The organism is Paenibacillus sp. RUD330 (genome assembly GCF_002243345.2).
In the GTDB taxonomy this organism is placed as follows: Bacteria; Bacillota; Bacilli; order Paenibacillales; family Paenibacillaceae; genus Paenibacillus_O.
In genome coordinates, this window is sequence record NZ_CP022655.2 from 2,313,889 (window position 1) to 2,334,541 (window position 20,653).

Genomic DNA, 20,653 nt, shown 5'->3' on the forward strand with positions numbered 1-20,653 from the left:
GGAATGGGACAAGTTATTCCGGAGCGCAGGTGCGCATGCAGGCAAGCTCCAAACGAATAGGAGGCTGATAGGCAAATGAACCAACCGGACGGACCTGAAAAGCTTCCCGGCGCGGAGACGACCGTTTCCTCCGAAACGATCTTCGAGGGCCGCATCATCACGCTGCAGGTCGACCAGGTCCAGCTTCCCGGCGGCAAGCTCGCCTCGCGGGAAATCGTGCGCCATCCCGGCGCCGCGGCCGTGATCGCGCTGCTGGACGGCAAGCTGCTGACAGTCGGCCAATACCGCAAGCCGATGGACAAATACCAGGTCGAGATTCCCGCAGGCAAGCTGGATCCCGGCGAGGACCCGGCGGCATGCGCCGCGCGCGAGCTGCGCGAGGAGACGGGGGTAAGCGCCTCGGAAATGAAGCTGGTGGATGCGTTCTACACATCGCCCGGGTTCGCCGACGAGAAGGTGTATCTCTACGCCGCCGAAGGACTCAGCCAAGGCGAAAGCCAGCCTGACGACGATGAGGAGCTGCATGTCGAAGCCCTGACGATGGAGCAGGCCGAAGCCTATATCCGCGAAGGGGTCATCGGAGACGCCAAGACGCTCATGGCGGTGTATTTGTGGAAGCTTTATCTGCACACCGGCGTCATGGGCTTCCGCAGCGAGAAGTAGCAAGTCGGCATGAACAGGACCTTCCCGGCATAGATTGTCCATACGCGGACAAGCCTGGAAGGAGGAAGGCGAATGCTTGGCATCTTCAAGGCACCGGACAGGGAGAGCAGGATGCTGCTCTTGTTCGTCGCGGTGCTTTTTGCTGTAGGAGTCTTATTCGGCGCCATACTGGCAAGCTCGCTTCCCGCCGGGCAGCAGGAGAGCCTCGGCGAGGAGCTGAGCGTCTTCATGGGCTCGCTGTCCGCCGGTTCCGGCCCTGATCCTGCAGCGGCCTTCTGGAGCGCGCTGTGGCTGCACGGCCGCTGGCTGCTCGCGATCTGGCTGCTGGGCTTGACCGTAGTCGGGATGCCGTTCATTCTGGCGCTCGATTTCTTCAAGGGCGTGCTCGTCGGATTCGCGATCGGAACGCTCGTCAGCCAGCTGTCGTGGAGAGGCTTCGCCTTCTCCCTGCTGTCCGTCGTTCCTCCGAATTTGATCGGCGTCCCGGCATACCTGGCCGTCAGCAGCGCATCGATCGCTTTTTCCCTCTATGTCATCCGCAACCGGTTCATCCGCAGGAAAGGCTCCCTGCTGCCTCCCGCGGCAGCGCTTGCCGGCACGGCGGCGGCGATGTTCCTGGTGCTGGCGGCCGCTTCGGCGGTCGACGCCTGGCTGTCTCCGTCCTTGATGAGATGGGCAGCGGACTGGGCGGCGGCAAGCCTGAATCATTGACTTCCTAGAAGTTTTCCAACTATAATAGATTCATAAGCGCCGGCGGCAAGCCGGCTTTCTTGTAGTAGGGGGGAATTATGGAATCCCGCATTGATGCCATTAAGCAGCAGCTCCAGTCGCAGGGCTACAAGTTGACCCCGCAGCGCGAAGCGACCGTTCGCGTCCTGCTTGAGAATGAAGAGGATCATCTCAGTGCCGAGGATGTGTTCATGCTCGTCAAGGACAAGGCTCCCGAGATCGGCCTTGCCACCGTCTACCGCACGCTTGAGCTCCTCAGCGAGCTTCACGTCGTGGAGAAGATGAACTTCGGAGACGGCGTAGCCCGTTACGATCTCAGAGCGGACAACAGCAAGCATCACCATCATCATCTGATTTGCGTGCAATGCGGCTCCATGGAGGAGATCAAGGACGACTGGCTCGGACCTCTGGAAGAACGTCTCGAAGCCGAGTACGGATTTTCCGTTCTGGACCACCGGCTTGATTTTCAAGGGATCTGCAGGCGCTGCCGAGATCTGAGCGACGCAAAAAAGCCATGACAGCTCTGCATTCGTTTCCGGCCCCCGGCGGGGGAGGGGAATGGAATGGCAGAGCTGTTTCTGCTTTTCAGCGGACAGCGGTGAGGCGGGACTTTGCCGGCGGCAGGCAGACGGAGCCGATTCGGCCGAGCCGGAGCAGACCGGCTCCTTGGGAGCGGCTTCCATAACCCGGCAGCCAGCGCGCCCAGCGCTTGAGCACCGATGCGGCTCCTGCCGGCGGCAGGCCGGGATGGGCGGAGAGCAGCAGGGCTGCGCCGCCGGCGACATGCGGGCAGCTCATGCTCGTGCCGGATTCGACGGCGTACTTGCCGTTCAGCCATGCGGAGCGGATTCTGTCGCCGGGAGCGGTCAGGCCGAGTCCTTTTCCGCGGGAGCTGAAGGAAGCGATCCGTCCTTTTTTCGTCGAGGCCGCGACGGCGATCGTTTCGGGATACGCGGCCGGAAGATCGAGTCCGCCGCTGTTCCGGCCCATGTTGCCGGCTGCTGCTACCAGCACGATTCCGGAACGGCCGGCTCGCCGGATGACGCCGCGCAGCGCCTTGCTGCGATATCCCGGAGGCACTCCAAAGCTCATGTTGACGACATGCATACGCTTGGCGATGCACCAGTCGATCGCCTCGATGATATCCGACAGATTGCCGTATCCATCGGCATCCAGCGCCTTGACGGCGTAGAGAGACACGGCCGGAGCGACGCCGGGGGGACCTCCGGAGCGTCCTTTGCCGGCTGCGATTCCGGCCACATGCGTGCCATGCCCGTTGTCGTCCCGGTACGATGCGCCGCCGATGACGTTCACGCCTCCCCGGATGGACAGATCGGGATGGGGACCGGATCCGGTGTCGATGACAGCCAGCCGCACCCCGCCTCCGAGCGTGCGGATCCAAGCTGCCGGGGCGCCGGCCTGCCTGATGTTCCACGGAAGCAGGGCAAGGGAGCCTTGCCGGCTTCCGGGGGCGCGAGGCAGCCGGATGCCTGGCGCAGCGCCGCCCGCGCGCTTGCGGCTTGAGCCGAGAGCCCGGATGCGGACATCCTTTTCGAATGCCGCTACATCGGGATGGCGCTTGATGGTGCTCCAGTCGGACGAGGCATCGAGATGAAGGCAGAGCATCCGGCTTCCGCGCACGGCCTTGGCCGGAGTTATTCCCTTCCGCTTCAGATGGTCCAGCGCCTGTTCATACGGCTTCCTTCCGGTCAAGATGACGATCCTCTTGGCCGTTCCCGGACCAGGCTGACGTGCTGCGCATCGATACAAGCAATATCCTGCTGACGGCATCGTATCATTCCTCCTGCGGCTGTCCTTGTGCCTGCCATTGTATGAAGGAGGCGGACCGGCCGGTGCGGCGCCTGCCTTGCGTGGAGCGATAATGGGCATAGAGCGTCATCGGCGAGCATAGGTTGTCACTGTAAAGGAGGCGCCTGTCCATGATTCTTTCCATCCGAAGCTGGCTGTCGCGGCTGGCTTTCATCGCGCTGTTCGCTGCCCTTACCGTCGTGTTCTACGAAGGCTGCCGCCTGGCCGAAAGCTGGGTCGCCCCGGTCGATCCTTATGCGCTGCCCCGAGGGCCCGCCCTCAAAGTATTTCAGCATCACGGGGCGCCGCCGGAGGGCGGCACGATCGCCGACAGGCTGCGCTGGTTCTACTATAATGGGGAATGACTTGGGAACGGCGGAAGAGCCGGCACGATGCCGGAGCTTCCGCCGTTTGCCGTAAAGGGGGTTCACCGTCTATACTGACAAGCGAGGGGGAGGTTGGAATGGAGCTGAATCAATGCCTGTTCGCCTATCTGGAAGAGCTGCAAAACGGCAGGAGAGTATCGGCGTCCACCTATGATGCCTACCGCCGCGACCTGGAGCATGCGCTGGCGTATCTGGAGGGACAGGGCCTCTCGTCCATCGGGAGCGTCCAGAAGCATCATCTGGTGCGTTATTTGCAGCGCATCAAGGAGGAGGGCTGCCGCCAGTCCACCGTATTGCGCCGGCTCGCTTCGATTCGTTCCTTCTACCGCTTCCTGACGCGGGTCGGCTATACCGACCGCGATCCCTCCATGCATGTGGAGCTGTCCCGCAGCGAGCTGCCGAGACCCGTGCCCTTGACGCTGGACGAGGTCGAGCTGCTGATGAACGCTCCGGAGACGGATTCTCCGGCCGGACTCCGGGACAAGGCGATGCTGGAGCTGCTCTACGGCTCCGGCATCCGGGTGTCGGAGCTGCTCGGCATGAGCGTGTCCGATGCCAATACCGGCATGGGCTACGTACGGGTCGTATCTCCCCGGTCCAGGGAGCGGATCGTTCCGCTCGGCCATATCGCCTCCGGCTGGATGGGGCTTTATTTGCGGGAAGGACGGCCGAGGCTTGCAGAGCAGGCCGAAGCCGGGGAGGGACTTTCAAGCCGGCGGCCAGAAGTTCGCGGCCGGGAGGAGGAAGCGCCCTTGTTCCTCAATCCGGCCGGGGAAAGGATGTCCCGACAAGGTTTCTGGAAGCTGATCAAGAAGCATGCGCGCCATTCCGGAATCGACGATCCAGAGAAAATAACGCCGCATTCGCTGCGGACCTCGTTTGCCGCCCATCTGCTGGAGCGGGGCGCCGACATGCGCGCCGTGCAGGAGATGATGGGCCATGCCGGAATCGTGTCCACGGAGCGTTACGCCGGCACGGAAAGGCCTCGGGTGAAGGACGTATACGAAAGAGCGCATCCGCGCGCAGGCAATCCCACAGATGGTTTTTGAGACAAGAAAGGAAGATGAACAATGACGACAGCAGCACCGACGGCCGTAAATATCCGGGAGGCGGCGGACTATATCGCTTCCAAGACTTCGATCAAACCGCAGGTCGGCCTCATCATGGGCTCCGGCCTCGGCATTCTCGGGGATTACATCGAGGAAGCGGTCACGATCCATTACAGCGACATTCCCCACTTTCCGATCTCGACCGTAGAAGGCCATGCCGGCGAGCTGCTGGTCGGCAAGCTTTCAGGCGTGAGCGTCATCCTCATGAGAGGGCGCTTCCATATGTACGAAGGCTATGGCGCCGAGCTGACGGCTTTCCCGGTCCGCGTCATGAAAGCGCTTGGAGCGGACAAGCTGCTGGTCACCAACGCGGCGGGCGGAATCAACACGAACTATGAAGCGGGCGATCTGATGCTGATATCCGATCAGATCAACTTCACCGGACGCAACCCGCTCATCGGACCGAACGACAGCTCGATCGGCGTCCGCTTCCCGGACATGTCCGAAGGCTACAGCCGCAGGATGCGCGCCGTCGCGAACGAGATCGCTTCCCAGCAAGGCTTCGCCCTGCGCGAGGGCGTCTACCTGGCCGTTCTCGGCCCATCCTACGAGACGCCCGCCGAGATCCGCATGATGCGTACGCTTGGAGCGGACGCCGTCGGAATGTCGACCGTAACCGAGGTCATCGCGGCGCGGCATTGCGGCATGGAGACGGTCGGGATTTCCTGCATCACGAACATGGCTTCGGGCATTTTGGACCAGCCTTTGTCGCATGAAGAGGTCATCGAGACGACAGAACGCGTCAAATCTCGCTTCCTTGGGCTTGTGCAGGCTCTCATTCCGCGCCTTTAGTCCCTTCCCGCCTCCAAAAATGATTCTTTTGGCTCGACGCGGCGCGACAGCATTTTTAATTCGCGTGGCGTATGATGACCGTGATAAATCATGAAATTTGGAGAGGAATGTATGAACGAGAGGGTTCCGCTGAATCAACAGATCGAACGGCTGCGCGGTCAAATGGTGCAGTCGGCTGCAACACAGAATACGCTTCTGCACCGCGAAGTGCTGCGGATCAGCCAGTCTCTGGACCGGCTCATCGTGCAGGTACAGGAAGAGCGGATGACCAAGAGTCGCAAATACTAGCAGCTATTCGGACCTGTCGAACGGGAGCCGGGCTGCCAATCGCAAGCGGGCCATGCGGGCCATTCACCGGAGAAACGTCTTCGGAGATGGCCGCATGACCCGCTATTTGTGTTGAGCGATAGAATATCCTCCTCTTAATTGGGTGATACTGGAAGAATGTTGTGCGCCATCCTGCCTGCATGCCAGGACAGGCCGCCAGACCTATTAGGAGGGAAACGAATTGAAACGATCCGGTAAGAAATGGGTAGCGATCATATTAGGCTTGCAGCTGATTCTGGCCTTGCCGGCCGCGGCAGCCGCCGCGCCCGCGCTTCAGCCGCTGACGCCGGGAACGGCGCTTGAAGCCGATTCTTCGGCCAATCCTGCGGCATCGACAGGCTCCGACCTGGCTCCTTCCGCCCGTTCGGCCATCGTCATGGATGCGGACAGCGGAACCGTCATCTATGAAAAGAACAGCCACGACAAGCTTCCTCCCGCAAGCATTACCAAAATCATGACGATGCTGCTGACGATGGAAGCTTTGAAGGACGGCAAGATCAAGCTGGCCGACAAGGTGCGGACGAGCGTTTATGCGGCTTCCATGGGCGGTTCCCAGATCTTCCTGGAGCCGGGGGAAGAAATGACGGTGAACGATATGCTCAAGGGCATCGCGATGGCGTCAGGCAACGACGCTTCGGTCGCGATAGCCGAGAAGCTCGGAGGAACCGAAGCGGAATTCGTCGCGATGATGAACGCCAAGGCTGCCCAGCTCGGACTCAAGGATACGCATTTCGCCAACTGCAACGGATTGCCTGCGGCGGATCATTACTCATCGGCACACGACATCGCCGTCATGTCCAGGGAACTGCTCAAGTACGGCGACATCACCAAATATACCGGCCAATACCAGGACTATCTCCGCAAGGATTCGGCCAAGCCGTTCTGGCTCGTCAACACGAACAAGCTGGTGCGCTTCTATGACGGCGCCGACGGCCTCAAGACCGGCTACACGACCGAAGCGAAGTACTGCCTGTCGGCGACGGCCGTCCGCGACGGCATGAGGGTCGTCGCGGTCGTCATGGGAGAGCCGAACACGAAGACGCGCAACGCGGAAGTGTCGGGACTGCTCGATTATTCCTTTGCGCAGTACGCCAACTATCCCATCCTGAAAAAGGGCGAGAGCATGGGGATGCTGACGATCGAGAAAGGCGTGAAGAGCAAGCTTCCGCTGACCGCGCAAAACAATTACAGCATCCTGATGAAGAAGGGCGCCGCGGCGAAGGATATCCGCTTCGAGCTCAAAATCGACGGCCCTGTCAAAGCTCCGGTCAAAATCGGCGATCCCGTCGGCAAGCTGATCGTCTATCAAGGAGACAAGGTGATCAAGGAATTCCCGGTCGACATGCCGGTATCCGTGGAACGCGCCGGCTGGTGGAAGCTGTTCAAGCGCTCGACCGGAAGCCTGTTCTCCTGAGCGAGAAATGTCATAACCTAGCGTCCTGCTTCTAGTTTTGTCGCCAGGCAGGAAAGGCGCTCCGCCATGGAGAATCCCTCTGACATTCAACGGGAGGAGTGTGCAGAGCAATGAGTCTTCATGTCGATCTGGAACATCAGCGCCATATCCTGATCGTCCGCCTGCAGGGAGAGCTGGATCACCATACGGCGGATGAAGTCAGGGCCAGGATGGAGGATGCGATCCTCAGGGGAAACAGCACCCATGTCATCCTCAGCCTCAAGGAGCTGGCCTTCATGGACAGCTCCGGGCTCGGAGTCATCCTCGGACGTTACAAGCTGCTGAAGAGCCGGGGAGGCAAAATGGTCATCTGCGACGTCAGTCCGGGAGTGTACAGGCTGTTCGAGCTCTCGGGCCTGTTCAAGATCATGCCGATTCACGACAATGAGCGCGACGCGCTCTCAAGCCTGGAGGTTGCCCTATGAATGCGTCCCGGTCCAATACCATGCAGCTCAGCTTCAGCGCCCGTTCCGAAAACGAAGCCTTCGCCCGAGTCAGCGTGGCGGCGTTCGTCTCCCAGCTCGATCCGACGATGGAGGAGCTCAACGACCTCAAGACGGTCATTTCCGAGGCGGTAACCAACTCCATCATCCATGCCTACGACTGCGACGAATCCAAGATGGTCCGAATCGAAGCCTCCATCGAAGGCGATTCCGTGACGATCATCATTTCCGATGAAGGAAGCGGGATCGAGGATCTGGAGCTGGCGCGGCAGCCGCTGTATACATCCAAGCCTGAATTGGAGCGTTCAGGCATGGGCTTCACGATCATGGAAAATTTCATGGACAGCTTTGAGGTTACCAGCGAGCCCGGTCGCGGTACCCAGATCGCCATGACCAAGCGAATCGAATCCAAAAAGGCGCTCTACAATTAGAGCGCATAGGGGCTGAATCATGGATGCCGAGTTGAAGAAAAACGCGGGTCCTTACCTGGACGATTCGGAAGTCAAGCGGCTCATCGCTCTGAGCCAATCCGGAGATTCCCTTGCCAGGGATACGCTGGCCCGCTGCAATATCCGTCTGGTCTGGTCGGTCGTCCAGCGCTTCATCAACCGCGGCTACGAGCCGGAGGACCTGTTCCAGATCGGCTGCATCGGATTGCTCAAATCCGTCGACAAGTTCGATCTCAGCTATGACGTCAAATTCTCCACTTATGCCGTTCCGATGATCATCGGCGAAATCCAGCGCTTCCTGCGGGATGACGGCACGCTCAAGGTAAGCCGCTCCCTCAAGGAAACGGCCAATAAAGTGCGCAAGGCGAAGGACGAGCTGTCCAAGACGCTCGGCAGGCTGCCGGCCATCTCCGAGGTGGCCGAATTTCTCGGCATTACGCCTGAGGACGTCGTCTTCGCCCAGGAAGCCAATAAGCCTCCGACATCGATCCACGAGACAGTATTCGAGAATGACGGGGATCCCATTACGCTCATGGATCAGATCGCCGACGAATCCGGAGAGCGGTGGTTCGACCGGCTGGCGCTCAACGAAGCGATCGGCGGGCTGACCGAGAGGGAGCGCCTGATCGTATACCTGCGTTATTACCGGGATCAGACCCAGTCCGAGGTGGCCGGCAGGCTCGGCATCTCGCAGGTGCAGGTGTCGAGGCTCGAGAAGAAAATATTGCAATCGATCAAGGACCAGATCGCCCAATAGGGCGGCCTGGCCTTTTTTTTTCCGGGCGGACCTGCCGGTGGAGTGCGGGGATCGATTTGTCCCGGGACGAGTAACCTCATTCATCCTGTCCCATACTATCCATGCACAGGCAAATGCGGAAGGAGGCGGGAGAATGAAGGGCAAGCCGGCTGATCCGACGGAGACGAAGGTCTACCTGCGGATGAAAAAAAGAATAACGGTTCCGCCCGGAAGCACGGTCCGCCTCGGAGCGGTCGCACGGCTGCTCGCCGAACCGCCGCTGCTGGAGCGGCTGCAGCAGCTGCCGCTATACACCCACTGCAAGGAAGACGGCAACCGGGTCGTCATCGACGTGCTGCAGATCATCAAGACGCTGCGGGAGCAATCCCCGGCCACGATGGTGGAGACCTACGGCGATCCCCAGGTGCTCATCATGGTCGAGGAGAACGGGGCATCCGCATCGCCGCGCGCCGCCGTTCTGGTCGCCGCCTGGCTGCTGCTTTTTTTCGGAGCGGGTCTGGCCATCATGAACTTCCATACGGATGTCAGCATGAAAGAGGTCCATCAGCGGCTCGCCTTCCTGCTTACCGGCAAGGAGACGCTCCATCCGCTCTGGTTCCAGATTCCGTATTCGTTCGGCGTCGGGCTGGGGATGATCATTTTCTTCAACCGCATTTTCCGCCGGCGGTTCAACGAGGAGCCCAACCCGCTGGAGCTGGAAATGTATACCTATCAGGAGAATATCAACGCCTACGTCATTGCCGATGAGATGCGGAAGAAAGCGGGGAGAGTGGAGGAGAAAAGCGATGGCTGACCTGTGCGCGGGAATGTTCATGGGCGTGCTCGGCTTGGCCGGGGGCATCGCGGTCGGGAGCGGCATGGTGGCGCTGCTGATCGTCTTCGATCTGATTCCGAGGCTGGCGCAGCTTGCCCGGGCGTTCAGCAAAGCCGCCGTGTTCGAATCGGCTGTCGTCGGGGGCTCGGTGTTCTGGACCTGGGCGGATTTCTTCGAGTGGCGGATGCGCCTGCCGGTAGTCCTCGCCCTACCATTGCCGGGACTGCTGTGCGGCATCTTCATCGGCATGCTGGCCGCCGCCTTGACGGAAGTGATGAATGTGCTCCCGATTCTGGCCAAGCGGCTGCGGTTGACGGCATTTCTGGGCGCGCTCGTCATGGCGATGGTGATCGGCAAGACGGCGGGCTCTTTGTTCGATTGGCTCGTTTATCAGTGGTAGCTTGCACGTTGGCAATGCTTGGCATTGCTCTCATTCGGAACGATCAACATCATGACACGGCGGTGATTGCATTATGACGAAATGGCAGCGAGTGAAGCGGATCGGCGGAGAGGAAGGAAAGCCGGCGGAGAGCCGCGGAGAAAAAAGGGATATGTCCATCGACGAGGACTGGATGGAAGCTTTCCTGCTGGAGGGTGCGGGAGAGCTCGGAGATTTCGGCGAGCGGAGCGATGCTGCGGAGGAGGATCTGGCCGGAGCGCTTGTACCCGAAGCGCCGGATCGGGACGAACCGTTCAAGTCGACGGCGGACCGTCCGGCAAGCAGGCGCGAAGCCGAATCCGCAGACGAGGATTGGGCCAGCCTGCTGGCCGAGGAGGATAAATCCTTGCCGGCGAGACAGGCCGATCCGCATGCAGGAAGCAGCGGCAAGCCGCTGAATCATGGAGAGGCGGCTGCCTCCGATGGCCATGAACGGAAAGAGCTTGCCCCAGCAGAGGAGCATGAGGAAGCAAAGGTGCCGTTTGACGGCCCGGATGCCGGAAGCGCGCCCGATTCCAGCGGCAAGACGAAGCGCGGCAGGCTGGAAGCCGCCGATTCCGTCGAAGCTGATTTTGAAGAAGAGCATTCCGGCAAAGGAGATGCTGGCATAAGGGATTCGGGGAAAAGGGATTCCGGCAAAGGAGATTCCGTCGTAGGGGATCCGGAGAAGGGCAAGTCCGGCAAGGGCAAGCAAGCCGGGAAAAATTCCGCGCCTGGAACGAACGGAGATGCGCTGGAGCCGATCCCGGACGATATCGAGGAGTTCGTCGAGCGCCTGAAGGAGGAGGCCGGCTACAAGACGAGCTTCGACGTCATTGTCCGGCAGATGACCTTGGGCGGCAAAAAGACGGCTTTCTTCATGCTCAACGGCCTTTCAAGCGGCCAGCTGATGACCGAGATCCTCGAACGGCTCACCTTCCTGCAAGCGGACGCGGTTACGTCGCATGCGCTGGAGTCGTTCATGAATCTCTTCGTTCCGGCTGTGCAGGTCGAGCAGGAGAAGGACTGGAACATGATGATGACCGGCGTGCTGAGCGGCTCGACGGGCATGTATATCGACGGGGAATCGACGATGCTCATCATCGATACGAAGATGTTCCCGATGCGCGGTCCGGAGGAGCCTTCGCTGGAGCGCGTCGTCCGCGGCTCGCGCGACGGGTTCGTCGAGACGATGCTGATGAACGTGTCGCTCGTGCGCCGCAGGCTGAGGGATCCGATGCTCCGCCTGGAAAACATCCGGGTCGGAGAGCGGACAAGGAGCGACGTCTGCGTCGCTTATATCGACGACATCGCGGACAAGGAGCTCGTCGAATCGATCCGCGACAAGATCACGGCCGTCAAGCTTGACGGCATTCCGCTCGCGGACAAACAGCTGGAAGAGGCGACAGTCAAGCGCGGATGGAACCCGTACCCGCTTGTCCGTTATTCGGAGCGACCGGATGTGGTCGCCGCGCATTTGCTGGAAGGCAACGTCGCCGTATTCGTCGACACCTCTCCGAGCGTCATGATCCTGCCGACGACCTTTTTCGATCTGGTCCAGCATGCGGAAGAGAACAGGCAGACGCCGTTTATCGGAACTTATTTGAGATGGCTCCGCTTTTTCGGCATCATGGCTTCGCTGTTTCTCGTCCCGATCTGGCTGCTGTTCGCCATGAATCCGCATCTGCTTCCGCCCTCGCTGGCTTTCATCGGGCCGGCTAAGCTCAGCAAGCTGCCGCTGTTCGTCCAGTTCCTGCTGGCGGAAGCGGGCATCGATCTCATGCGGATGGCCGCGATCCATACGCCTACGCCGCTGGCGATGGCGATCTCGCTCGTGTCCGCGATTCTTGTCGGGGATATCGCCGTCCAGACCGGCCTGTTCATCAACGAGGTCATTCTGTACATGGCCATCGCCGCCATCGGCATGTTCGCCACGCCGAGCTACGAGCTCAGCCTCGCCAACCGGATCGTGAGGCTGCTGCTGATCTGCTTAGTGGCGGCCTTCCATATTCCCGGTCTTGTGCTGGGATGGACGGCCGTGTTCGTCCTGCTCGTCATGCAGCGTTCTTTCAACCGGCCCTACATGTGGCCCTTCATCCCATTCGATCCGAAAGGGATGATCAACATCATTCTGAGGATGCCGGTCATGAAAAACAAAAAGCGTCCCAACCTGCTTCGTCCGCAGCAGCGGGACAAGATGCCCGATGCCGAGGGAGGCTGAGGCGGCAGGCTTTCGGCGGAGCCGGTCGAAAATGCAACAAATGCAAATGAAAGGACACAAAATCCATTTCTCCTCCAAACGGGGGTCGTTTATACTTGGATCACATTGATAAACGATTCCCTCCGGCGGAGGGCGGAAAGAAGGTGCTCTTTTCATGTATTTGCACGGAACAGCCCAAGTCAACGAGCAGGGCCGCCTGGAAATCGGCGGCTGCGATACGAAGGATCTGGCGGAACAGTACGGCACTCCGCTCTATATTGTGGATGAGGCACTTGTGCGTCAGCGTGCAAGGGAATATGTCGACGCATTCAAGGCTTCCGGCTTCAAGTTCCAGGTTGCCTACGCAAGCAAGGCGTTCAGCACCGTGGCGATGTGCGCTATTGCCGAGCAGGAAGGGATGTCTCTCGACGTCGTATCCGACGGAGAGCTGCACACCGCTCTGCAGGCCGGCTTCCCGGCGGAGCGCATCCACTTCCACGGCAACAACAAGACGCCTTTCGAGATCGAGATGGCCATCGACGCCGGAATCGGCTGCTTTGTAGTGGACAACTTCACCGAGCTCGAGCTGCTGAACGCAATCGCCGGGTCCAAAAGCCGCAAAGTCAGCATTCTGCTGCGGATCACACCGGGGGTAGAAGCGCATACCCATGACTACATCTCCACGGGACAGCAGGATTCGAAGTTCGGCTTCGATCTTGCGGCCGGTGCCGCCTATCGTGCCGTAGAGACAGCGTCCAAGCTCGAAAATCTCGTGCTCCTGGGCATTCACTCCCATATCGGCTCCCAAATTTTCGAAGTGGAAGGATTCCGCATGGCGGCTGCCAAAGCGGCTGAATTCGCTGTCGAAGTCCGAGACAAGCTGGGCCATATCTTCCGCGTCATCAACCTCGGCGGCGGCTTCGGCATCCGCTACACGGAAGAGGATGCCCCGCTTCCGGCCGGAACTTATATCGCCGCGATCACCGATGCGATCCGCTCCAACTTCTCCGCAGCCGACTACCCGCTGCCCGAGATCTGGATCGAGCCGGGCCGCAGCATCGTCGGCGATGCCGGCACGACGCTGTACACCGTCGGCACGTTCAAGGAAATTCCCGGCGTGCGCAAGTATGTTGCCGTCGACGGCGGCATGACCGACAATCCGCGCCCTGCGTTGTATGAGTCCAAATACGACGCCGTGCTTGCGAACCGCGCTTCCGAGCCTGCGAGCGAGACCGTTTCCGTAGCGGGCAAATGCTGCGAGAGCGGCGACATGCTCATCTGGGACCTGGAGCTGCCGAAGGCGGAGAGCGGCGATCTGCTGGCTGTATTCTGCACAGGCGCCTACAACTACGCCATGGCGAGCAATTACAACCGCATCCGCCGTCCGGCTGTCGTTCTCGTCAAGGACGGACAGTCCGACCTCGCCGTGCAGCGCGAATCGCTGGAGGACATTTCACGGAATGACCTTCTGCCGGAGCGCCTGCGCAAGGCCGGCGTCCAATCCTTCTCGTAAAAGCAAAGCCCTTCGGAGAAACCCGCGTTTCAAACGTCGGGCTTCTCTTTTATTTTGTAATTCCGTCAGCCTCTCGATCTCCAAGGATATTACCGGCCGCCGGCCGTTTTGCTTTTCGAGAATAGAACCCGCGTAGACCCGCGTCTTCTCTCTACTCCTGCGCAAACGGAGCTGTCCTACATCTCGGCCGGCGGCCGTTTTGCTTTTCGAGAATAGAACCCGCGTAGACCCGCGGCTTCTCTCTACTCCTGCGCAAACGGAGCTGTCCTACATCTCGGCCGGCGGCCGTTTTGCTTTTCGAGAATAGAACCCGCGTAGACCCGCGTCTTCTCTCTACTCCTGCGCAAACGGAGCTGTCGTACATCTCGGCCGGCGGCCGTTTTGCTTTTCGAGAATAGAACCCGCGTAGACCCGCGTCTTCTCTCTACTCCTGCGCAAACGGAGCTGTCCTACATCTCGGCCGGCGGCCGTTTTGCTTGGAATGCTGTCGTAGTGTATGATAGAATCCGTACATACCGTTAGAGGACAAGGAGTGACTATCATGGCAAAACAAGCAAAAATCACGCTGGAGAACGGCGGAGAAGTGGTTCTGGACCTGTTCGATAAGGACGCCCCGAACACGGTTGCCAACTTTGAAAAGCTCGCGAACGAGGGCTTCTACAACGGCCTGAGCTTCCACCGCGTCATTCCGGGATTCGTCGCTCAAGGCGGCTGCCCGAACGGCACCGGCACCGGCGGCCCCGGCTATACGATCAACTGCGAGATCAACCCGAACAAGCACGAGCGCGGTTCCCTCGCGATGGCGCATGCGGGACGCAATACGGGCGGCAGCCAGTTCTACATCTGCTACCAGCCGCAGCCGCATCTGGACGGACAGCATACCGTCTTCGGCAAAGTTGCCAAAGGCATGGAGTATGTCGATGCGTTCAACAACGGCACGAAAATGGCCAAAGTCGAAGTTTCCGAGGCTTAAGGAAGGCTTTGCCCGAATAGGCTGGCGGAGGGGGAACCCTCTGCCGGCCTTTTTTCGCCTTTTCCGCTGCCAAGAGGCTGGAAAGGCTTCAATTCCAAGCCGCCGACTTGCAATTTGGCTGGAGGCGAGGTAAGATGCAGAAGGAACAGTTATCATTCCGGATACAGTTTCACTCCGGCATGATCGTTCGACAGGTTTGAACCAAATACAGCGGTTTCCTTCGGGGTCGGGTGAAAGTCCCAACCGGCGGTGATCCGCCTGCGAGCGCAAGAGCACATGCTCCGCCTCCGCAGCGCGGCAAGTCCGTGACCCGATTGCCATTACCCCCAAGCTCTCGAGAGCCTGCGGCGCAAGGCAAGCGGTGGACCTGGTGAGATTCCAGGACCGACAGTATAGTCTGGATGGGAGAAGGAGCCGCTTTTGATGCTCGCCATGCCTTGTTCAAAGGCGTCTATTTGGCATCCGTCAGCGAAGGCCATCCCTCGGAATGGAGGATGACCGGCTTATTCGCGAACGCTTTTGCCAAGACTGCTGCTGATGCGGAGGCATGCATGCGGGAACAGCGACGGATGCCCGTCTGCTTTCCCCTGCCCTGGCAAGGAATCTTCTCTTTCCTTGCCGGCGTGATCATCCTAAGCGGACTCGATTTGCCCTCCACACCCCCGAAGGTTTAGCGTCGGGGGTGTTTTTGCGTTATGGAACGAATGGACGACGGATTTTATATGGATCTGGCCCTGGAGATGGCTGCAAGGACGACGGGCCAGACCTCGGTCAATCCGGTCGTCGGCTGCGTCGTCGTCAACAGCAGCCGCATCGTCGGCATCGGAGCGCATCTGAAACGGGGAGAAGGCCATGCCGAGGTTCATGCGCTCCATATGGCCGGCGAAGAGGCGGAAGGCTCGACCGTCTATGTGACGCTGGAGCCATGCAGCCACTACGGCCAGACGCCGCCTTGCTGCGACCGGATCATTGCCGCCCGCGCGGCCAAGGTCGTGATTGCGGCGATCGACCCTAATCCCGCTGTCGCGGGAAGCGGAGCCCGCAAGCTGCGCGAGGCCGGCATCGAGGTCGTCACCGGAGTCCGCGAGGCGGAATCCAGACGTCTGAATGAAGCGTTCAACAAATTCATTACGACCGGGCTCCCGTTCGTCACGCTCAAGACGGCTTCGACGCTGGACGGCAAAATCGCAGCGAAAAGCGGAGACAGCCGGTGGATTACCGGACCTGAATCGCGCGAGGCGGTCCATGCGCTGAGGCATCGGCATCAAGGCATCATGGTCGGGATCGGAACCGTGCTGGCCGACGATCCTTCGCTCAGCGCAAGGCTTTCCGTGCCGGCGCTCCAGCCGGTCCGGATCGTCGTCGATTCCACGCTGCGGCTCCCGCCGAAGGCCAAGCTGATGGATGGCGCCGCCCCGGTCATCGTGCTGGCGTCCGGCGCAGCCGACCCGGCGAAGCGGGCGGCTCTGGAAGCCGCCGGCGCCGAGGTGATCCTTTGCGGCAATGGCCGTACGGTCGACCTGAAGCTGGGAATGAAGCTGCTCGGCGAGAGAGAGATCGGCTCGATCCTCCTCGAAGGCGGGGGCAGGCTGAACGGCGGCATGCTGGACAACAGGCTCGTCGATCGGATCAGGCTGTTTTTCGCTCCGAAAATCATCGGAGGGGGAGCCGCTTCGCCGGGAAGCTTTGATTTCGGCGGGTTCCTGCGGATGGAAGAGGCGATAACCCTCGGGGATACGGAGATGGAGCGCTTCGGCGACGACTGGTGCTTGTCCGGAGCGCCGCTTTACGAAAGAGAAGGAGGCTGAGCGATGTTCACCGGCTTGATCGAAGAAATAGGCACTCTGCAGAGGGTGTCCCAGAGAGGCGAGGCGCTCTTGCTCACCATTGGAGCCTCCAAGGTTCTGGATGGCGTAGGCCTCGGGGACAGCATTTCCGTCAATGGAGTGTGCCTGACGGTTACTTCCTGGGACAGTCGAAGCTTCCATGTCGACGTCATGCCGGAAACGTACCGCCATACGAATCTGAAGGACCTCCCGGCCGGAAGCCCCGTCAATCTGGAACGCGCGATGGCGGCTGGAGGGAGATTCGGAGGGCATATCGTTCAAGGGCATGTGGACGGCACCGGCATGATCACGCAGCGCAGGGTCGACGCCAACGCGGTCGTGTTCCGGATCAAGCCTCATGACGACGCGCTTATGCGGTACGTCATTCCCCAGGGATCCATTACGGTCGACGGGATCAGCCTCACGGTAACCGGTACGGACGGCGGCGGGCTCGACGTATCGATCATCCCCCACACGCTGGCCCAGACGGTGCTTCAGCATAAAAAAGCCGGAGACACCGTCAACCTGGAAGGCGACATTGTCGGAAAATACGTGGATCATCTGCTTCATTACGGCAGCCGATCCGAATCCTCGCCTTCCGAGTCCCGTCCCTCCGGCGGTCTAAGCGCCGCATTCCTTGCCGATAATGGATTTATTTGAGACGCTTGAAGGGAGAGGACAGAAGTGGAACACTTTGACCATCAAGAAGGAGCGACACCGTTCGATACCGTCGAGGAAGCGATCCAGGAGCTGCTTGCAGGCAAGCCCGTCATCGTCGTCGACGACGAGGACCGCGAGAACGAAGGGGATCTGATCGCGCTGGCCGACAAGCTGTCTCCGGCCGTCGTCAATTTCATGATTACGGAGGCCCGCGGACTCGTCTGCGTGCCGATTACGGCGGCGAGAGCCGAGGAGCTGGAGCTGCCTCCGATGGTGTCGCAAAATACGGACTATCACGGGACGGCGTTCACGGTATCCGTCGACCACATCTCCACGACGACCGGAATATCCGCCCATGAGCGCGCGGAGACGATCAAGGCGCTGGTCGACGGGACGGCCAAGGCGGGCGACTTCCGCCGTCCCGGCCATATTTTCCCGCTGATCGCCAAGGACGGCGGGGTGCTGCGCCGGGCGGGACATACGGAAGCTGCGATCGATCTGGCCCGGCTGTGCGGCTCCAAGCCCGGAGCGGCGATCTGTGAAATCATCAAGGAAGACGGAACGATGGCCAGGCTGTCCGATCTGACCGCATTCAAGGAAAAGCACGGCTTGAAGCTCATAACGATTCAAGCTCTGATCCAGTACCGCCATCGCCGCGACAAGCTCGTCGAACGGGTGGTAGAAGTGAACATGCCGACCGACTTCGGTGTTTTCCGGGCTGTCGCCTACACCAACGAGACCGACGGGAAGGAGCATGTGGCCTTCGTGAAAGGAGAGATCGATTCCTCCAAGCCGACGCTTGTCCGCGTCCATTCGGAATGCTTGACGGGCGACGTCTTCCATTCGCGCCGCTGCGATTGCGGTCCGCAGCTGGCGGCGGCTCTCCGTCAGATCGAGGAAGCCGGCAGCGGCGTCCTGCTCTATATGAGGCAGGAAGGCAGAGGAATCGGGCTCATCAACAAACTCAAAGCCTACAAGCTGCAGGAGCAGGGATTCGATACCGTCGAGGCGAACCTGAAGCTCGGCTTCGGGGCAGACCTGCGCGACTACGGCATAGGAGCCCAGATCCTGCGCGACCTCGGCATTGCCGAGATGCGCCTGATGACGAACAATCCCCGCAAAATCCGCGGCCTGGAAGGCTATGGACTGAGCGTCGTGGAGCGGGTGCCGATCCAGATGGAGCGCAATGAAAGCAATGCGAACTATCTCCATACAAAAAAATCGAAGCTCGGCCATCTGTTGGAGTTTGAAATTTAAGCCGATTATCATAGAATAGAAAGGTGTGTTCGGTTCCATGACGAAATATTATGAAGGACATCTGGTCTCGCAAGGTCTCAAGTACGGGGTAGTCGTCGGCAGGTTCAACGAATTCATCACTGGCAAGCTGCTGAGCGGAGCGCTGGATGCGTTCAAGCGCCATGGCGCCGGAGAGGATGAAGTGGAGGTGGCCTGGGTTCCGGGAGCGTTTGAAATTCCCTTGATCGCGCAAAAAATGGCCGAAAGCGGCAAGTACGATGCGGTCATAACGCTCGGGGCTGTCATCCGGGGATCAACGCCCCACTTCGACTATGTATGCAGCGAGGTGGCCAAAGGGGTGGCGGCCATCAACCTGAAGACCGGAGTGCCGACGATCTTCGGCGTCCTGACGACGGATTCCATCGAACAGGCCGTGGAGCGGGCCGGAACAAAGGCAGGCAACAAAGGATGGGAAGCGGCGACGGCAGCCATCGAGATGGCGAATCTGACCCGATCCATCCAGGGCTGAGCAAGGAAGCGACCTTGCCGGCGCAACGTTCCGCCGTCCGATGCTCATGCTGACGAACGGGACGACTAGACGGAGGGTGAAGCGGCATGTCCGTGCACTACAAACTGGAGTCATTTGAAGGGCCGCTGGATCTGCTGCTTCACTTGCTCGACAAAGAAGAAATCGAGATCTACGACATACCGGTAAGCCGAATTACGGACCAGTATATGGAGTATCTTCATGCGATGCAGGAGATGGAGCTGGATGTGACAAGCGAGTTTCTCGTCATGGCCGCCACCCTGCTCGCGATGAAGAGCGGCCAGCTGCTGCCGAGGCCACCGGTCATGGAGGAATACGAGGAGTACTGGGATGAGGACGAAGGCCTTGACCCACGGGACGAGCTCGTGCTCAAGCTGGTGGAATACCGCAGGTTCAAGCAGCTTGCCGAGCAGCTTCGCGACCGCGAGATGGCCCGAAGCCTCGTGTACAGCAAGGAGCCGGAGGACCTGACTCCTTATTTGAAGGAAGACGACACCCATCCTCTGGAAGGGCTTGACCTGACCGACCTCATGGCCGCCTTCCGCAAAGCGCTGCGCAAGGCCGTCCGCCGCAGCGCCGTCGCTACGGTGCACAGGGACGAGATCAGCGTGAAGGACCGCATCCGGGACATCTCGGAGCTGCTGCGAGAGCATGAGACGGTCCGCTTCTCCCGGCTGATCGGCGGGGGCCTGGAGCGCCATGAGATCGTCGTGACGTTTCTGGCCATTCTGGAGCTGATGAAGATGAAGCAGGTCCGCGTGTTCCAGAACAGCCTGTTCGACGATATCGTCATCCATTGGAGAGGGGAAACGTCTGAAAGTGATGTATCAGCAACTGAAATCGATTATTGAGGGACTCCTGTTCATGGCAGGAGATGAAGGACTGAACGCCCGACAGCTGGCGGATATCATGGAGATCGACGCCAAGGCCGCGGCGGACATCGCCCGTTCGCTCCAGGCAGATATGGAGAAGGACGGGAGGGGAATCCGCATCGCCGAGGTGGCCGGAGCATTCCGGTTCACGACCCATCCCGGCCATGCGCCCTACTTCGAGCGGATGGCTTACAGTCCGACGCGGTCGAGCTTGTCCCAGGCGGCGCTTGAAACGCTGGCGATCGTAGCCTACCGCCAGCCGATCACGAGAGTGGAGATCGAGGAGATCCGCGGGGTCAAGAGCGAGAAGGCGATCCAGACTCTGGCCGCCAAGGATCTGATCGAAGAGAAGGGCAGAGCCGAGCAGATCGGCAGGCCGATCCTGTACGGGACGACCCGTTCCTTCCTCGACCACTTCGAGCTGTCTTCCTTGGATTCTTTGCCCGAGCCGTCCTCGGTCAGTCCGGATACGGATCTGGACGAGCAGACCCAGCTGCTGTTCGAGCGGCTGGAGCAGCGCCAGATGACGATAGACGACGCGGACAGCGAAGGAAGCGCCTGACGCGGAAGGCAAAAAAGATCGGCATCAGCCGGTCTTTTTTGTCATTTCTGGGCATGATAGCCATAGGCGCGGCCGCTGGAGAACAGCCAAGGCTGCCCCTCAAAGGTGGTGCGAA

23 protein-coding genes and 1 riboswitch are annotated in these 20,653 nt (G+C 60.2%); of the genes, 22 read left to right on the forward strand and 1 reads right to left on the reverse strand.

Going from position 1 to position 20,653, the window contains the following annotated elements; genetic code table 11:
- Nucleotides 1–75: 75 nt before the first annotated feature.
- The 3 genes from CIC07_RS10450 to fur all read left to right on the forward strand — a co-directional run bounded on the left by CIC07_RS10450 (nucleotide 76) and on the right by fur (nucleotide 1,910).
- Nucleotides 76–663: an NUDIX domain-containing protein gene (locus CIC07_RS10450; protein ID WP_076356512.1), complete on the forward strand. Its 588-nt coding sequence runs from the start codon at nucleotides 76–78 to the stop codon at nucleotides 661–663.
- A 72-nt stretch (nucleotides 664–735) separates the two neighbouring features.
- The gene (gene spoIIM / locus CIC07_RS10455; RefSeq protein WP_076356510.1) at nucleotides 736–1,374 is read left to right on the forward strand and encodes a stage II sporulation protein M; all 639 of its coding nucleotides are present in this window, start codon (nucleotides 736–738) and stop codon (nucleotides 1,372–1,374) included.
- Between the two features lie 77 nt (nucleotides 1,375–1,451).
- A complete protein-coding gene (fur, locus tag CIC07_RS10460) occupies nucleotides 1,452–1,910 on the forward strand; it encodes a ferric iron uptake transcriptional regulator (protein ID WP_076356507.1) in 459 nt (152 codons plus the stop codon).
- A gap of 67 nt (nucleotides 1,911–1,977) precedes the next feature.
- Here fur and CIC07_RS10465 read toward each other — a convergent pair whose 3' ends face one another.
- Nucleotides 1,978–3,105 carry a S8 family peptidase gene (locus CIC07_RS10465; protein WP_157741894.1) on the reverse strand — a complete coding sequence of 376 codons (1,128 nt, stop codon included), beginning with the start codon at nucleotides 3,103–3,105 and terminating at the stop codon, nucleotides 1,978–1,980.
- A 227-nt stretch (nucleotides 3,106–3,332) separates the two neighbouring features.
- On the opposite strand from CIC07_RS10465, the gene CIC07_RS10470 reads away from it, so the two are divergent.
- The 19 genes from CIC07_RS10470 (at nucleotide 3,333) to scpB (ending at nucleotide 20,538) form a co-directional block, all read left to right on the forward strand.
- Nucleotides 3,333–3,566 (forward strand): DUF4227 family protein, encoded by a 234-nt coding sequence (locus tag CIC07_RS10470; protein WP_076356503.1) that lies wholly within the window; start codon nucleotides 3,333–3,335, stop codon nucleotides 3,564–3,566.
- 98 nt (nucleotides 3,567–3,664) lie between these two features.
- Complete coding sequence (locus CIC07_RS10475) at nucleotides 3,665–4,636, forward strand: tyrosine recombinase (protein ID WP_076356501.1); 972 nt, start codon at nucleotides 3,665–3,667, stop codon at nucleotides 4,634–4,636.
- Nucleotides 4,637–4,657: 21 nt separating this feature from the next.
- The gene (locus CIC07_RS10480) at nucleotides 4,658–5,488 is read left to right on the forward strand and encodes a purine-nucleoside phosphorylase (protein ID WP_076356499.1); all 831 of its coding nucleotides are present in this window, start codon (nucleotides 4,658–4,660) and stop codon (nucleotides 5,486–5,488) included.
- 111 nt (nucleotides 5,489–5,599) lie between these two features.
- Nucleotides 5,600–5,776 (forward strand): aspartyl-phosphate phosphatase Spo0E family protein, encoded by a 177-nt coding sequence (locus CIC07_RS10485; RefSeq protein ID WP_121234972.1) that lies wholly within the window; start codon nucleotides 5,600–5,602, stop codon nucleotides 5,774–5,776.
- A gap of 319 nt (nucleotides 5,777–6,095) precedes the next feature.
- Nucleotides 6,096–7,229: a D-alanyl-D-alanine carboxypeptidase family protein gene (locus CIC07_RS10490; protein ID WP_234992946.1), complete on the forward strand. Its 1,134-nt coding sequence runs from the start codon at nucleotides 6,096–6,098 to the stop codon at nucleotides 7,227–7,229.
- A gap of 110 nt (nucleotides 7,230–7,339) precedes the next feature.
- Complete coding sequence (gene spoIIAA / locus CIC07_RS10495; RefSeq protein ID WP_048748177.1) at nucleotides 7,340–7,693, forward strand: anti-sigma F factor antagonist; 354 nt, start codon at nucleotides 7,340–7,342, stop codon at nucleotides 7,691–7,693.
- Entirely contained in the window at nucleotides 7,690–8,142 is a 453-nt protein-coding gene (gene spoIIAB, locus CIC07_RS10500) for an anti-sigma F factor (RefSeq protein ID WP_076356497.1), read from the forward strand. The genes spoIIAA and spoIIAB overlap by 4 nt, the downstream gene beginning before the upstream one ends.
- 19 nt (nucleotides 8,143–8,161) lie before the next feature.
- The gene (gene sigF, locus CIC07_RS10505) at nucleotides 8,162–8,917 is read left to right on the forward strand and encodes an RNA polymerase sporulation sigma factor SigF (RefSeq protein ID WP_076356495.1); all 756 of its coding nucleotides are present in this window, start codon (nucleotides 8,162–8,164) and stop codon (nucleotides 8,915–8,917) included.
- Nucleotides 8,918–9,050: 133 nt separating this feature from the next.
- Entirely contained in the window at nucleotides 9,051–9,710 is a 660-nt protein-coding gene (locus tag CIC07_RS10510; RefSeq protein WP_076356493.1) for a stage V sporulation protein AA, read from the forward strand.
- Entirely contained in the window at nucleotides 9,703–10,131 is a 429-nt protein-coding gene (locus tag CIC07_RS10515; protein WP_076356491.1) for a stage V sporulation protein AB, read from the forward strand. The genes CIC07_RS10510 and CIC07_RS10515 overlap by 8 nt, the downstream gene beginning before the upstream one ends.
- Before the next feature lie 646 nt (nucleotides 10,132–10,777).
- Nucleotides 10,778–12,370, forward strand: a complete 1,593-nt coding sequence (locus CIC07_RS10520) for a spore germination protein (RefSeq protein WP_442953343.1) — start codon at nucleotides 10,778–10,780, stop codon at nucleotides 12,368–12,370.
- Nucleotides 12,371–12,524: 154 nt separating this feature from the next.
- Complete coding sequence (gene lysA / locus CIC07_RS10525; RefSeq protein WP_076356489.1) at nucleotides 12,525–13,862, forward strand: diaminopimelate decarboxylase; 1,338 nt, start codon at nucleotides 12,525–12,527, stop codon at nucleotides 13,860–13,862.
- 541 nt (nucleotides 13,863–14,403) lie between these two features.
- Nucleotides 14,404–14,835, forward strand: a complete 432-nt coding sequence (locus CIC07_RS10530) for a peptidylprolyl isomerase (RefSeq protein ID WP_076356487.1) — start codon at nucleotides 14,404–14,406, stop codon at nucleotides 14,833–14,835.
- A 212-nt stretch (nucleotides 14,836–15,047) separates the two neighbouring features.
- Nucleotides 15,048–15,252, forward strand: a riboswitch (FMN riboswitch).
- A 278-nt stretch (nucleotides 15,253–15,530) separates the two neighbouring features.
- Nucleotides 15,531–16,643 (forward strand): bifunctional diaminohydroxyphosphoribosylaminopyrimidine deaminase/5-amino-6-(5-phosphoribosylamino)uracil reductase RibD, encoded by a 1,113-nt coding sequence (gene ribD, locus CIC07_RS10535; protein WP_076356483.1) that lies wholly within the window; start codon nucleotides 15,531–15,533, stop codon nucleotides 16,641–16,643.
- Between the two features lie 3 nt (nucleotides 16,644–16,646).
- Nucleotides 16,647–17,321 (forward strand): riboflavin synthase, encoded by a 675-nt coding sequence (locus tag CIC07_RS10540; protein WP_076356481.1) that lies wholly within the window; start codon nucleotides 16,647–16,649, stop codon nucleotides 17,319–17,321.
- 24 nt (nucleotides 17,322–17,345) lie between these two features.
- Nucleotides 17,346–18,578, forward strand: a complete 1,233-nt coding sequence (locus CIC07_RS10545; RefSeq protein ID WP_076356479.1) for a bifunctional 3,4-dihydroxy-2-butanone-4-phosphate synthase/GTP cyclohydrolase II — start codon at nucleotides 17,346–17,348, stop codon at nucleotides 18,576–18,578.
- 37 nt (nucleotides 18,579–18,615) lie between these two features.
- Nucleotides 18,616–19,086, forward strand: coding sequence for a 6,7-dimethyl-8-ribityllumazine synthase (ribH, locus tag CIC07_RS10550; protein ID WP_076356477.1), 471 nt, complete (start codon nucleotides 18,616–18,618; stop codon nucleotides 19,084–19,086).
- Nucleotides 19,087–19,172: 86 nt separating this feature from the next.
- The gene (locus tag CIC07_RS10555) at nucleotides 19,173–19,955 is read left to right on the forward strand and encodes a segregation and condensation protein A (RefSeq protein WP_076356475.1); all 783 of its coding nucleotides are present in this window, start codon (nucleotides 19,173–19,175) and stop codon (nucleotides 19,953–19,955) included.
- The gene (gene scpB / locus CIC07_RS10560) at nucleotides 19,924–20,538 is read left to right on the forward strand and encodes an SMC-Scp complex subunit ScpB (RefSeq protein ID WP_076356473.1); all 615 of its coding nucleotides are present in this window, start codon (nucleotides 19,924–19,926) and stop codon (nucleotides 20,536–20,538) included. Before CIC07_RS10555 ends, scpB begins: the two co-directional genes overlap by 32 nt.
- Nucleotides 20,539–20,653: the final 115 nt, after the last annotated feature.